Annotated in this window: 12 protein-coding genes; 5 read left to right on the top strand and 7 right to left on the bottom strand. The window is 39.5% G+C overall.

Going from position 1 to position 14300, the window contains the following annotated elements:
- Positions 1-625: 625 nt before the first annotated feature.
- Positions 626-1510 carry an RCC1 domain-containing protein gene (locus QFZ72_RS23725; protein WP_307438376.1) on the top strand — a complete coding sequence of 295 codons (885 nt, stop codon included), beginning with the start codon at positions 626-628 and terminating at the stop codon, positions 1508-1510.
- 425 nt (positions 1511-1935) lie between these two features.
- Here QFZ72_RS23725 and QFZ72_RS23720 read toward each other — a convergent pair whose 3' ends face one another.
- Entirely contained in the window at positions 1936-2676 is a 741-nt protein-coding gene (locus tag QFZ72_RS23720) for an alpha/beta fold hydrolase (RefSeq protein ID WP_307438374.1), read from the bottom strand.
- 532 nt (positions 2677-3208) lie between these two features.
- On the opposite strand from QFZ72_RS23720, the gene QFZ72_RS23715 reads away from it, so the two are divergent.
- Positions 3209-4180 carry a caspase family protein gene (locus QFZ72_RS23715; RefSeq protein WP_307438372.1) on the top strand — a complete coding sequence of 324 codons (972 nt, stop codon included), beginning with the start codon at positions 3209-3211 and terminating at the stop codon, positions 4178-4180.
- A 160-nt stretch (positions 4181-4340) separates the two neighbouring features.
- A complete protein-coding gene (locus QFZ72_RS23710; RefSeq protein WP_307438369.1) occupies positions 4341-6467 on the top strand; it encodes a type IA DNA topoisomerase in 2127 nt (708 codons plus the stop codon).
- A 227-nt stretch (positions 6468-6694) separates the two neighbouring features.
- Here QFZ72_RS23710 and QFZ72_RS23705 read toward each other — a convergent pair whose 3' ends face one another.
- Genes QFZ72_RS23705 through QFZ72_RS23690 form a run of 4 tightly spaced genes read right to left on the bottom strand, consistent with a single transcriptional unit; the run spans position 6695 to position 10144 of the window.
- Positions 6695-7381 (bottom strand): ABC transporter permease, encoded by a 687-nt coding sequence (locus QFZ72_RS23705; RefSeq protein WP_307438367.1) that lies wholly within the window; start codon positions 7379-7381, stop codon positions 6695-6697.
- A gap of 18 nt (positions 7382-7399) precedes the next feature.
- On the bottom strand, positions 7400-8284 hold the full coding sequence (locus QFZ72_RS23700) for an osmoprotectant ABC transporter substrate-binding protein (protein WP_307439967.1): 885 nt from the start codon (positions 8282-8284) through the stop codon (positions 7400-7402).
- Between the two features lie 46 nt (positions 8285-8330).
- Positions 8331-8984: an ABC transporter permease gene (locus QFZ72_RS23695; RefSeq protein ID WP_307438365.1), complete on the bottom strand. Its 654-nt coding sequence runs from the start codon at positions 8982-8984 to the stop codon at positions 8331-8333.
- A gap of 17 nt (positions 8985-9001) precedes the next feature.
- On the bottom strand, positions 9002-10144 hold the full coding sequence (locus tag QFZ72_RS23690; RefSeq protein ID WP_307438364.1) for a betaine/proline/choline family ABC transporter ATP-binding protein: 1143 nt from the start codon (positions 10142-10144) through the stop codon (positions 9002-9004).
- A 297-nt stretch (positions 10145-10441) separates the two neighbouring features.
- On the opposite strand from QFZ72_RS23690, the gene QFZ72_RS23685 reads away from it, so the two are divergent.
- Positions 10442-10993 (top strand): GbsR/MarR family transcriptional regulator, encoded by a 552-nt coding sequence (locus QFZ72_RS23685; RefSeq protein ID WP_307438362.1) that lies wholly within the window; start codon positions 10442-10444, stop codon positions 10991-10993.
- 318 nt (positions 10994-11311) lie between these two features.
- Here the strand turns inward: QFZ72_RS23685 and QFZ72_RS23680 are convergent, their stop codons facing one another.
- Positions 11312-12376 carry a M14 family zinc carboxypeptidase gene (locus QFZ72_RS23680; RefSeq protein ID WP_307438360.1) on the bottom strand — a complete coding sequence of 355 codons (1065 nt, stop codon included), beginning with the start codon at positions 12374-12376 and terminating at the stop codon, positions 11312-11314.
- A gap of 357 nt (positions 12377-12733) precedes the next feature.
- On the opposite strand from QFZ72_RS23680, the gene QFZ72_RS23675 reads away from it, so the two are divergent.
- Positions 12734-13897, top strand: coding sequence for a DUF418 domain-containing protein (locus QFZ72_RS23675; protein ID WP_307438355.1), 1164 nt, complete (start codon positions 12734-12736; stop codon positions 13895-13897).
- On the opposite strand, the gene QFZ72_RS23670 is transcribed toward QFZ72_RS23675, so the two are convergent.
- Positions 13894-14067, bottom strand: a complete 174-nt coding sequence (locus QFZ72_RS23670; RefSeq protein WP_307438354.1) for an aspartyl-phosphate phosphatase Spo0E family protein — start codon at positions 14065-14067, stop codon at positions 13894-13896. The two genes, QFZ72_RS23675 and QFZ72_RS23670, sit on opposite strands and share 4 nt — an antisense overlap.
- Positions 14068-14300: the final 233 nt, after the last annotated feature.

Below are 14300 nucleotides of genomic sequence, written 5' to 3'. Positions count from 1 at the left end.
GCGATAAAAAGCAAGGAAACCAAATGCTGGGTAGGGAGTCGGATAGCAGCGTAGTACCAATGAAGTTGGGTAATGCCAATGGAGGAAAGGCTAGCTACCAGTTATCAGCCTTACTAGGGAAACATTTACTACACTCAGAGGTAGGGATAAATGGAAACAAAACTACTAAGGATAGCAGAATTAGCAAAATCTGAATCTAAGAGATTAGCTACATTGTGTGAATGGTAACTAGGAGGAGCCGTGTGCGTAAATAGCGCAAGCACGGTTCTGTGAGGGGGGAGGAACACAATCTACCGCAAGGTAGAAAGGTTCCCTTCTACTCGACTAGTTAAAGAAAAATTGTGAGTTGAGTGAGCAATTTTAGGACCGAGGCCATATTGTAGTTATTCCATTAAAGGGGGCTTATCTGTAATAAGGTAAGTGTCCTTTTTAATGCAATAAAAGATTGAGTTAATCACCTAATTTTGAAATAATTGGTATTAAGCAATCGGGCAGGATTGTTGAAGAGTGGTTTCAAGAGTTTGATCAACAATCGGGCCAGATAATGGAATAAGCTAAAAGGACAGTTAGATATGGTTCCTTTATTACACAACCATACAGTTGCTTATATTCAAGGAGGTAAAACATGGATTACATTTCACCGAAAGAAGCGGCGTTAAAGGTGAAACGGTGGCCTAAAGATACCATAGCTGCGGGTTATCGTCATACCGTCGGGCTTAAATCGGACGGCACGGTGACAGCTGTGGGTGATAATAAATATGGCCAATGTGATGTAAGCGGCTGGCGCGATATTGTGGCGGTTGCGGCGGGTAATGCTCATACGGGTAATGCTCATACAATCGGTCTTAAACCGGACGGCACGGTGGCGGCTGTGGGTTGGAATAAGCATGACCAATGCGATGTAAGCGGCTGGCGCGATATTGTGGCGGTTGCGGCGGGTTGGCGTCGTACCGTCGGGCTTAAATCGGATGGCACGGTGGTGGCTGTGGGTCGAAATAATGAAGGCCAATGCAATGTAAGCGGCTGGCGTGATATGGTGGCGGCAGCGGCGGGTGACTGGCATACCGTCGGGCTTAAATCGGACGGCACGGTGACGATTGTGGGTAATAATCGGTATGGCCAATGCAATGTAAGCGGCTGGCGCGACATAGTGGCGGCAGCGGCGGGTTACCTTCATACCGTCGGGCTTAAATCGGACGGCACGGTGGCGGCTGTGGGTTTGAATAAGCATGACCAATGCGATGTAAGCGGCTGGCGCGGTATTGTGGCGATAGCGGCGGGTAGTAATCATACCATCGGCCTTAAATCGGACGGCACGGTGGCGGCTGTGGGTTTGAATAAGCATGGCCAATGCAATGTAAGTGGCTGGCGCGATATTGTGGCGGTTGCGGTGGGTTGCGCTCATACTCTCGGCCTTAAATCGGACGGCACGGTGGTTGCTGTGGGTGATAATGAATATGGCCAATGCGATGTAAGCGGCTGGCGCGGCATCCAACTGCCCGGCAATTAGTTTTTAATAACAACAAGCCAGAGAATCACTGAACGAGTTAATGAGCATTGCTTCAGAAATAAGGCTATTCCATTAAAGGGCGCTTTTCTTCGATAAGACAACATAAATGATCTTCAACAATCGGGGGCTTGCAGTACAGTGTGATCGCTCTTTGCTTATTGAGGACTTGGGCAGGATTGTTGAATAGTTGAAGCTGCAAATTAAGCAGCTTTATTTTTTTTATAGGGGTAGTACCAGCGAAGCTGTCACCACCCGCAATAAGGAAATGTTAAGATTACAAAAAGTATTTAATTTTAATACTTCAAACACACATACCCCCATCCTGTTTTAAATGGGGGTAAAATAAAGTTGTTATATTTTTTATAAAGGATGCTTTAACAATAAAGTCGTTTAAAAAGCTAAGTTTTATTCAACAATCGCGCCCTTTAATGGAGTTCCAATTGAGCAAGAAATGCATTTAGAGAATTCCTTAATTCGTTGGGTTTAATGAGCATAGGCAAATGACCTGTTTCAAGCATTTCGATTTTCTGTGGAGCAAGATTGCCTATCATTTTATCCTGTTGAGACAGACTCATTTCTTGATCTTTCGTTAATTTTATATAAAGCTTAGGTACATTGGTTGGAACGATTGCTTTTGTTCGATCTGTATAAATGTGAATAGACTCCGGTACAAAACCACGTACTACTTCGGTTGCCTGCTCAGGTGAAAGATCATTACATAGTCCCTTACGAATAGAAGATTCAGGTGGTTTCGTACCAAACACACGTAAAAGTACATTCATCAAAAAACGTTTTGCAAATGGAAAAGTTGAGAGGAATGATCCCCCATTTTTAGGAATAGTCGCCCCAATTGCAATAAAGCCAACCAGACTCTCCGACAGATCATTAGCAATTTTAAGTGCAAGGACACCACCCAAAGAATGTGCTACAATAATAAATTTTCTAACTTTCCAAGCTTCAATTTGTCGCTTTATATAAGCATTGTAATCTTGAAGAGTCAAACTTTGCCGCAATCCATTCTCTCCTTCTCGTTCAGGAAAATTAACTAGTAAAAAGGGACTTTTTATTTCTGATACAACTGGTTCCCAGATACGGCTTTCTAAGCCTGCACCTTGAATAAATACCAAACCTATCTGTTCATTTTCCTGCCCTTCAATCTCTATCATCTTTCTTCCTCCACATCTTTTCTATTCAGAAAAAAGAATTACTATTACATATGTAAGCAGTTACAAGTATTTATCTTTTAATTCTTGATCATTAAGGTAATATCCTTCTTCAGTAGAACCGTACGTGACAGATTCCCATCATACGGAGAGGTCATTAACAAAGAAATGCTACAAAAGAGACTTATCTTATGTTTATACGGTTTGGGAACAAATGCAGGATTAAAGCGCATACTTTGCGTAATGCCACGTTCCCTAAGGGCATTACAAACGAACCAATGTACAACACACGTTCAGGCTCCAATCCCTGTAATGAACTTATAGGTGATCCTTCATACCGAAACTATTATCTATATAAACACCATATGGAAGTGGTTCTTAAAAAGATAAATTTGTTGGTAATACGGCAGCAGACTTTCAAGGAAAAGGTTACGCAGTTTTCTCCTCAAGTAATGCGGAACAAGTCTCATATGGACATCCGGATAAACTGATTAGTATCTTTACAAGTTTTTTATGTGATGCATTTGAAAACAAATTGATTGTTAAAAAAGGTAGAGTTTCTTTAAATGATATACATAAATTGGTAAACCTTTATTTGGATGTTTGGAATAAAAGAAATCCTACATTGCAACAAAATCCAATTTTCAAAAGAAATATGGGGGGAACTATTTTCTTTAAGGTTGATGATTACAAACCTTTCCATACAGCGAAGATATATTTCGAAAGCGATCAATATATCATTTATGAAGTTGAACCAGTGCATACAGGGAATTGTAAAAGATATGGAGTAAAGGTCATTCTAAAAGAACCACTTTCCTTTGAAGAAATCTCTAAAGTATCCATTGAAATAACGGATAAAGTTAAAACGGCTGAAGTATATAAAAATCAACGAAGTTCCGGAAGGCGGAAAGGTAAATTAGCTAATATAGTGTGGATATATTTTGGCTTTGATGAAAGTGACATGAAAAGAGGTAATTTCATATGCCATACGACTTGGTGTGATGATAATCAGAACAAAGATTGGTGGTATAATGTAGATGGTTCAAACAAGTTTATGATAAAAGACACACATTTTATTGTGCATGCTTATTATGAAAGCCTCAAAACGATTAATCAGGATAACACAGGTAACAAATTAGAATTAATGTTAGCTGTAAAAGAAATAGCTAGAACAATGATAAAATCAGCTGAGGAAGTAATTAGTCTTTATAATGAATATATCAACGGATTAATTTCAGAAGCAAGTTTCGTTGAGCAAATAGAGCCTGCATTTTCTAAAATTGAAGAATCCTTCATGACAAGTACTGAATTAGAACTCGCCCCTGACGATTTATATGATTGGATGCAGGCTTACTCAAATATTTTTGCAACAATTCACGAATTCACATTTTATTACAACAAAAAATATCTAGCACAACGTACTTCTGAAAATAGAAAAGCCTGTATGGAAATAGCAATTAAAAATTACTATACGGAGTTAGAAGAAATAATAGAATTAGAAAGTTAGAAGATTTATTACATTTAAAACGAAGTAAAATTATAAAGCGTCAAATAATGTTCGCATTTCTAGGCGTGATATTATTTGACGCTTACTTGTTTGACTTATTAAAAAGGTCGAACAAGACTTATACCTTATAAAATATAGAATAAAGGAGATTGACCTATAAATGGGATGCGTATTAATCCTTGCAGAAAAACCTGATCAGGGGCGTAAACTCGCAGCTCCGTTTCCTTTTGTTAAAAGAGAAGGATATTTGGAGATTGGGTCATGCTCTGTTTTTCCAAATGGTGCGAAGGTCACGTGGGCAATCGGCCATTTAGTTGAGCTTAAAAATCCGGATGAATATAAGGATGAATGGAAAAAGTGGAGGCTTGAAACACTGCCGATTATTCCAGATCAGTTTTTGTATAAAGTAAGTAAAGGAAAAGCAAAGCAATTTAAGATTGTTAAAGACCTATTAAAAGAAGCCGACGAAATTATTATCGGAACAGATCCGGCACGTGAAGGTGAAAACATCGCACGCCTGCTGATCATGATGGCTGGAGCAAACCAAAAGCCGATAAAACGGCTCTGGACCTCTTCTTTGACGGAAAATGCGATATTAAAAGGCTTTAATGAACTGTATGACGGCAGCAAAACCATTCATTTGTTCCACGAAGCACAGGCCCGGCAAATATCGGACTGGCTTGTTGGGTTAAATGCAAGCAGGCTCTATACCCTTCATCTTCAAAAAAAGGGGGTCCGCGATGTGTTCAGTGTCGGCCGTGTGCAAACCCCTGTATTAAAATTAATTTATGACAGGCAAAAAGAAATCGAGAATTTTAAGCCAGAACCTTTCTTCGAGCTTCAGGCAGCCTTCAAGGTGGAGAACGGGGAGTACACAGGTAAGCTGAAAGGCCGTTTTAAAACATCTGAAGAGCTGTTTGCAGCAGCAGCACCCGATATTACGGAAAATCAGAAAACGTATGATGCAAAGGTTAAGAGCACCGAAGTTGCTGAAAAGCGTGTGCCTTCACCAAAGCTCCACAGTTTGTCCACCCTGCAGGCAAAGCTGAATAAACAAAGGAAAATGAGTCCGAGCCAGGTGCTGAAAACGGCTCAATCTTTGTATGAAAAAGGATATATTTCATATCCCCGGACGGATTCGCAATATATTACAGATGAAGAGTTCAGTTACATCAAGGCAAACATCAGCCAGTATCAGCAGGCACTTTCCCTGTCTTTTAACCCTGTGCGCCTTCATCCATCCAAAAGATACGTAGATTCTAAGCGTGTCAGCGATCACTATGCCATCGTGCCGACTGAAAAGAAAGTCAGTCCTGCCATTTTTAACTCTTTTAGCTATGAACAAAAATCCGTCTACGAAGAGGTAATGAAAACTGCACTTGGGATGTTCATGGATGACTATGTATTTGATGAAACAACCATTGTCACTTCTATTGGAAAAAATGATTTCATCAGTAAAGGAAAAACAATGAAAAATCCAGGATGGAAGTCGCTGTATCAAAAGGAACCCGTGGAAGCGGATGAGAAAAAAGAAGATCAAATGCTTCCGAAAGTAACCAATGGTGAAGCAGCCATTGCCTCTGTAAAAGTAAAGGATGGCATGACACAGCCGCCTAAACCATACACTCAGGGCCAGCTGATTACCCTTATGAAAACTGCAGGCAAACATGTTGAAGACAAGGAAATGAGAGAAGCGCTGAACAGCACCGAAGGCCTTGGAACAGAAGCAACACGCTCTGGAATTATTGATACCTTGCTGATGAGAAAATTTATTGAAGTCAAAAAGAACGAGGTATTTGTTACAGGCAAAGGGGAAATTCTCTGTGAAGCTGTTGAGGGGACACTGCTTTCCAAACCAGAAATGACGGCTAAATGGGAGGTTTATCTGAAAGGAATCGGCAGCGGTGAAAAGTCAAAGGATGTCTTCATTGATACAGCAAAAAAATTCTGTTTCACATTGCTGGATCAGGCAAGTGCCAGCATGGAAAAATTAGAAGTGACTGCACAGCCGGCTGCTGCAGACACAAGAGAAGCCATCTGTCTTTGTCCTGCATGTAAAACGGGCAGCATCATGGACCGCAAAACTTTTTATGGGTGCACAGATTACAAAACTGGCTGCAAACAGACGTTTCCGAAAAAGCTTTTGGGTAAAACTATTTCGGCGGCGCAAATTAAACAGCTTTGTCTTAAAGGAAAAACGAACAAGCTGAAAGGCTTTAAAGGGAAGAAACCATTTGATGCAAGCCTTGTCCTTAAGGAAGGGAAAATAGAATTTTCTTTTTCATAAAAGAGCTCTTTTGAAAAAATGCGAGTCTATGAATTGGAAAAATAGGTTAGATCGTGTCATTGCATTTAAAAACTTACGTTGCATTCATTTTTGCTATTCTAATCTTTATACTTACTGCTTGTCTTTCAGCTGATTTTTACGCTGGAGCAAAAAAAAGACCATTATTGGTCTTTTTTAATTTACATTAATTTAGGTTCTATTTAATATCTGAACTTGTAGCCTCAATATCAAGATGAAGAAACTTCAGCAGTTTCTGTTCTCAGTTTCTTTTTAGACTTTGTCGGTGAAAGGATTTTTTCAAGCCAGCCTAAGATTACATCTGCGAGAACAGCCATGAGAGCAGTTGGTATAGCTCCTGCCAAAATAATAGCTGTGCCATTCGTGGCATTCGTTCCGCGGACAATAATATCGCCCAAGCCTCCGGCGCCTACAAAGGTTCCGATTGCTGTTATACCGATAGCAATAACTAGTGCCGTTCTAAGGCCTGCCATGATGACAGAAAGAGCAAGCGGCAATTCAACCATTGTCAGAATCTGAAGCTTCGTCATTCCCATAGCTTTTCCTGATTCTAAATAGGCGTGTTCAATGCTTACAATACCAGTGTATGTGTTTCTGATAATAGGCAGAAGAGAATAAAGAAATAACGAAAGAATGACCGTATTTACTCCAAGGCCCATAACAAGCATTAAGACAGCGAGCATGGCAAGTGCAGGGATCGTTTGAATGACATTTGTTATAGAAAAAACCCACTTGCTGATCTTTCTATATCGTGCAATATATATACCAATTGGGATTCCTGCTATTGCTGCAAATAACACTCCGTAGGCTGACATTAGAAAGTGACGGTAAAATTCAGTGAGCACGTATTCTCCATTCTGGGAATAATACATCCAAAGCTGCTCGAGCGTATTCAAATCAAAGCACCTCCAATTCTACTCGAAATAATTGTTCTTTTTTAAATATTCTTCAGCTACAACTGACGGTTCTTTTAAGTTTCCGTCTACCTCATAATTTAGTTCCTGCATGGTTTGTGTGTCGATCTTGCCAATTAGTTTGCCTACTATACCTTCAATTTCAGGATGTTCTTTCAATACTTTTTCCGGTATGACAGGAGAGCAGTCATAAGGAGGAAAATATTTTTTATCATCCTCTAAAATTTTAAGGTCATAAGCCTTTATTCGTCCGTCAGTTGAAAAGGCTAGGACGATATCCATTTTTTCGTTTTTAACTGCGTCATAGACAAGGCCTATCTGCATTGGAAACGTTTTTCCGAATTCAATGCCATATGTATCGACAAATCCCTCGTAGCCGTCGCCTTTTCTTTTAAGCCAAGCATTATCTACACCGAGCTTATAATTTTGTGCACTTTGTTTTAAATCAGATACTTTTTCAAGATGGTTCACTTCTGCCAGTTTTTTTGTAACTGTAAACGCATAGGTATTATCAAATCCATAAGAGTCGAACCATTTGTACCCAAATTTCTTATCAAATTCGTCCTGAACGATTTTTAACGCTTTCTCTGGGTCTTTAACAGCCTCTCTGCCTAAAGTACTTGTGAGGTCCGTACCAGAATAACGTGTGGCAGAAATATCAATATCCCCTCCAAGCATAGCTTGATGCTGGACGTAGTTAGATCCGAGATTTTTAATCAGCTCTGTATTTAATTCGGTATTATGTTCGATTAATTGTGAAATCATATTTGCAAGAATCTCGGACTCAGTCAAGTTTTGAGCACCTATTTTTATAGTGGATTCTGATGCTCCGCTTAATCCGGGCAGGGAGCATCCGCTTATGATGATTGAGAACAGTAAACCCATTGCTATGATCAATTTATGTTTGTTTTTTTTCAAGACAGCCAACTCCTTATGAAACTTCCTTCATCCCTCTTATTCCGTTCGGCGTTACTTTCTCTTCAGTTAAAGAAAGACCGTAATCAATAATTACAGCTAGTATTGTAACAGGCACTGCTCCGCCAATAATGAATTCTGGCTGATATAAATTCAGTCCAATGAAGATGTAATCTCCCAGACCTCCTCCGCCAATAAAGGAAGCAAGTGTAGCCCAGCCGATAAGATAAACGGTAGATGTGCGGATTCCAGCCATGATGATCGGAATCGACAATGGAATTTCAACAAGCCGGATTTGTTCCCATACAGTCATACCGACCCCTTTTCCTGACTCCAGTAGATTCTTATTTACACCTCTTACCCCTGTATAGGTGTTTCTTAAGATCGGTAGGACTGAATAGAAAAATAGTGCGACAATAGCTGGAACCTTCCCTACTCCAAGCAGCGGAATAAAAAAGGCTAAAATAGCGAGACTCGGCAATGTCTGAATGATGCTCACAACGCCAATAATCACACCCGCTCCCTTTTTCATTCTTGTTAACGCAACGCCAAGCGGAACTGCGACAAGAATGCCTAAAATAACGGCAATTAATGAAATATATAAATGCTCCCATGTTTTGTAAAGCATTTCTCCGCCATTTGTTTGCAGGAAATCAATTATTTGATTCATTTGGACGCCTCCTCACATTAGGTTGTCGTAACGCTGATTTCATCTTCGCCCCAAATGGAGTCATACACTATATCAACAAGACTTGCTCTTGTTACAATTCCAACGAGACGTCCGTTTTCATCGACGACAGGAACATACTTCATTCCTCTTTTTAAGATTTTTCTTACGGCATCACGGACAAGAGTATTTTTAAGTACCGTATATAATTCAGTTTGTAATACATCTCCGACTAAATTAGCTTTTTTACGATTAAGGTCAATCGATTCAACATCTATGTAGCCTTTTAAAACGTGGTTTTCATCTACAACCAGCAAGGAATCAACACGATGCTGCCTCATAATCTGAATGGCATCAGAAAGTGATTTATCGCTTGTCACTGTAATCGGATTAGGATTCATCATCTGCTCAACTCGTTCCAAGTTCGGTCTAGCCTGCAGCAGTCGCTCTTTTCCAATGAATTCCTCAACAAATTCGTTAGCCGGGTTTTTTAAAATTTCATCTGGTGTACCAACTTGAACAATTTCGCCATCGCGAAGGATCACAATTCGGTCTGCAAGCTTTATTGCCTCATCCATATCATGTGTGACAAAGACGATTGTTTTGTCCAGAGTTCTTTGAAGATTTTTAAATTCTTCTTGCAGCGAATCACGTGTGATTGGATCGAGGGCACCGAAAGGCTCGTCCATTAGGATTAACGGGGGATCAGCTGCCAGCGCACGCAAAACACCAATTCTTTGCTGCTGGCCTCCACTTAACTCATATGGATACCGGTTTAAATATTCAGGGCCCATATCGACAAGCTTAAGAAGTTCCTCGGCGCGGGCTCTTTTTTTATCTTCTGGCCATTTTAATAACCTTGGTACAAGTGTAATATTCTGCTGGATGGTCATATGCGGAAACAAGCCAATTTGCTGGATAACATAGCCTATTTCACGTCTGAGTTCCACTGGATCTTTATCGAGAATATTTTCCCCCTCGATAAAAATGCTCCCTTTTGATGGTTCAATCATGCGATTAATCATTTTCATTGTTGTTGTTTTACCGCATCCGCTCGGTCCGATAAAACATATAAATTCACCTTTATCAATATGTAAGGTAATTTCTTTTACTGCACGCTTTCCTCCCTTATAGATCTTAGAAACCTTGTCTAATTTAAGCAAATGTAAACACCTCCGTGTAATAAATCGTTCTCTTATTTAAAAAGAACTCGATACTATAAAGTGCAAAAGTTTTTAAAGTATAATAAAATTATAAAGTAAAGTTTATAAAATATAAAGTTTATAAACTATATAAACAATATTGAAAATATATATATTACATTGTTTATTAGTACTAAGCCTGTGATTCTTCTTAAATGCTTCTTATTTCGGCCATTTCCTATCCTATTTAGTATTATTAAATTAACGAAAAATATGTTATTTTAACAATGAAATTTGTGATTGAAGGGAAGAAAACCTATGAACGATAGTGCTCTGAATACGATAAAACACGTTGAGGATCAATTCGTTGAGAGAATCGCTGAGAATATGACTGCCTTTGGGGTATCCGGAACAGTCGGAAGAGTGTTAGGCATTATTTATATGAACAGGCAGCCAATGACATTAGATGAATTATCCCGGGCAACGGGGATGAGCAAAACACGTATGAGTCAAGTTGTGCGGGAGATGCTTGATTTAAACATTGCTGAGAAAGTATTTGAAAAGGGCGTTCGTAGGGATCTATACAATGTAGAGCAAGATTACTACCAGACATTTATCTCCTTATTTGCTGCCAATTGGAGTAAGGTTGTAAGCAGAAATAAAATGACAGAAAAAAAAATGAGCAGAGAATTGCTTGAAGCTCTAGAAAGTGAAGGACTCTCGGAAGAAATAGAAAAGAAGCTGAATTCATTGCTTGCTGAGACAAAGCAATGGCTTGAATATTATCAATGGATGGACAATCTCATTGAATTTTTTGAAAGTGAAGAAATCTTTAAATATGTCCCAAAACCAAAACATGAAAATAGCTGAAAAAGAGAAACTAATAAAAATAACATAGATATATTCTGGATAATAGGAAGAGAAGCCGATTTTAAGAATCGGCTTCTCTCAGCTTGTAGACAAAGTCTAAGAAAATGACCCTGTCTACCCTTAAGACTATGCTGCCATGAACTTAAAAAAAATGGCAAACTGAACATGGCGAAAGCCATGTTCAGCCTAATAAATAGAGCACTTATCAATAAAAATCAAAAAACCCCTCTTCAAACAGAAAGTTTGAAGAGGGGTTTGTCGACGGTCTGAAACGCTTAGGAATCGTTCCTAAGCGTTTTTTCATTCAGGTTCAAATCCTTATTCGTCTGATTCTTCACCAGAACGACTTTTTTGAGTCGGAAGTGTATCCCAAAAGCTCACATCCGCATTCTCGATAGATCCGTCTGCGATGGCTCTGACTGTAGAGTCAAGCGTTGTGATCGTTTGTTTAATCAGGTAGCCATTGCTTTTTTGTCCGAGCGCATAGGATTCAATATAGTGATCAGACATTCCGCGCATTTCAAACAGAAGAGTAGAAATGCCATAACGGACAGCTGCCCCATTGCGTCCGATATTTTGACCGCTGCCGCCATCGTATTTGCCAATATGGCCCCAGCCTGTGTTTTCAATTGAATGATAGACAACTGACCCCAGTTTTTTAGAACGCTCAAGAACATCAGCATCGACATCAGAATTAGTCGGATGCAGGATTGAACCTGACACAAGCTCTCCCTCTGTTTCACTTAGAGTTCCCTGATGGTGAAGGTCTATCATGTAATCAATCTTGTACTTTTCAAATACATTTTCATATAAAGCTTTAACTTCTGCCTGCATGCTGCCAATCGGTTTATCATGCTCCCGGTTTAAATCAATCTCATTTGCATTATACCGAGTTAAATGGCGGCCGCCATCAGCAAGATAGTTATCCAGTGAAAAATTCACATCACCCATGGCGCCATCGGCATTTAACATTGGAATGACCAGGATATTCACGTTCTCTAGAACACCTTTTGATTTATTGGTGCCTAAGTGTTTGATGAATTCAAGTGCTCCTTCTGTTGTCAGCTGCTCGTTGCCGTGCTGCTGCGTTAAGAATAAAATAGTGGGGTTGTCCGGGTTTGTTATGTATTTTGTTAAGTAAATATCCCGGCCTTTTACCGTTTGACCGATGATTTCAAGCTGCATGCCCTCCTGCTTGGCATCTTGTGTTTTTAAATAGTCCACCATGCTGTCATAAGTATGAAGAATGGATGTTTGGATTGATCCATTACCGGCGCCTGGTCCATTGCCGACGGCACTAACTGGTGAAGAAACTGCGGAAAAAGCGCTTATTGCTACAAGACTGGATAGAGAAACAGACAATACTTTCTTTTTAAGGTTCATTGACATCCTCCAAATGGGTTGATTGATAAATAATTCGTTATGCGAAATATTTATACTTATATGCTATCTTCTTAAGTTTTCTTTGTTAATAAAAGGATAGACCTATTGTTTTGACATTTTAATCTGGGTATTAAGGCGATAAAATCAGATTTATTGGCATTTCATATGAAAATAGCAACTGATATCGCGTTTTTTATACGGGAGGAAATTCCTATAAATATTCTTTCATCCAATCCCGTAAAAAAAATGTCGAAAGGAAATAGTCATGAAGACATTTAAAAAGAAAAAAGGGTGTGGAATAGAGTTGTAAAGCAATGTGATATGATATTTTGTAACTAGAAGAAATTGGAGGCTACGATGGATTCATTATACGCAATACATAAAAAAGACCGGCTTCACGTACTTGACATCTTGAGAGGGTTTTCGCTGCTGGGGATATTATTGGTGAATATGAAATCGTTCCATGAGCCTGCTTTGTACGACAGCAGCCCTGTAAGCAGCACGACTGCACTGGAAAGGCTTATAGAGCAATTTATTAATTTGTTTGCACAAGCGAGTTTTTATCCGCTTTTCTCGTTTCTTTTCGGTGCAGGCACTGTCATTTTTTATGAGAGGGCAAAAGAAAAAGGACATTCGTTTGGCCGATATTATTCAAAGAGGCTTATCGGACTTTTCATCATCGGAATGCTTCATGCAGCTTTGATTTGGCATGGGGACATCCTGATCAATTATGCAATCATCGGGTTTATCTTTATGATTTTTCTTAAATGGAGTGCTGAGCGCCTCATGAAGTGGGCACTGTGGATTCTAATCCTGCCGAATGTCCTGATGTCGCTTGCTCTGCTGACTGCATATATGGGGGAACCAAGAAGTCTTGACCCCGGAAAATATGGATCACAGGAAGCGATACAGCAATCATTGGAGGTTTATCAAACAGGAAATTTTATTGAAATCACGCAGCAGCGGCTGACGGATTGGGCGTATGTAAACAATGCGGAGAATGCTATTTTTCTTATCTTATCGATTCTTCCGCTGTTTATGCTTGGTGCGGCTGCTTATAAGAGGGGCTGGTTTCATCAGTCCATGATAAAAGAATGGAAACGGACGGCGATCATTACAGGTGCTGCAGCTGCCGTTTTTAAAGGCATGCCATATTATTGGGATGAAAATATCCTTGCTCAGCATCTGCAATTATCACTTGGAGGGCCTGCTTTAACCCTCTGTTATGTATCGCTTGCCTTGCTGTTTTTATATAAATTCAAATTCAGGCTTGAGCCAATAAGAGCTGCAGGCAGAGGATCACTCAGCAATTATCTGCTGCAATCGATCATATGCACGTTTATCTTTTATTCTTACGGTCTTGGGTTCTATGGTGAAATTTCTGAATGGACTGGTTTCATCCTTGTTCTCTTCATTTACGGGATACAGGTGTTTTTAAGTCACCTTTGGTTTAAGCGTTTTGCATTTGGACCTGTTGAATGGCTGCTGCGAAAATGGATTTACTTTTCACATCGGGCTTAATTGACAGCAGACTGAAGGGGCATCCGATTTTTAAGCTGCTGTTTAATTTGTTCGATAATCAATAAATCCAGTTCCTGGCTGCAGCGCACGGTTTCTGAGGAGTTCATGCCATAGTCTTTTGCAGCTTCGAATAGTTTTTGTCTGTAGTTTTCAATTTCGTTCAGTGCCATGATCTATTCTCCAACTTTCATGGTTTAATGTGTCTTGTTTTTCAGGCGTGAAGTGTATTGAATTGGTGAAATTGATTCCTGAAAAAACATGTCTGTACAGGTAATAAACTTATTATACACAGGGTTGTACAAAATGGTTTACATTCGATAAAATAACAAAAAACATTACAGATTTCTACAAAAACCCGCTGTTTTACGGATTGGGAAGAGTGATTGATTCACATTTTTCAGAA

The organism is Bacillus sp. V2I10, assembly GCF_030817055.1.
In the GTDB taxonomy this organism is placed as follows: Bacteria; Bacillota; Bacilli; order Bacillales; family Bacillaceae; genus Bacillus_P.
Note: the sequence above shows the minus strand (reverse complement) of the source record. Positions and strands in the feature narration are given on the sequence as shown.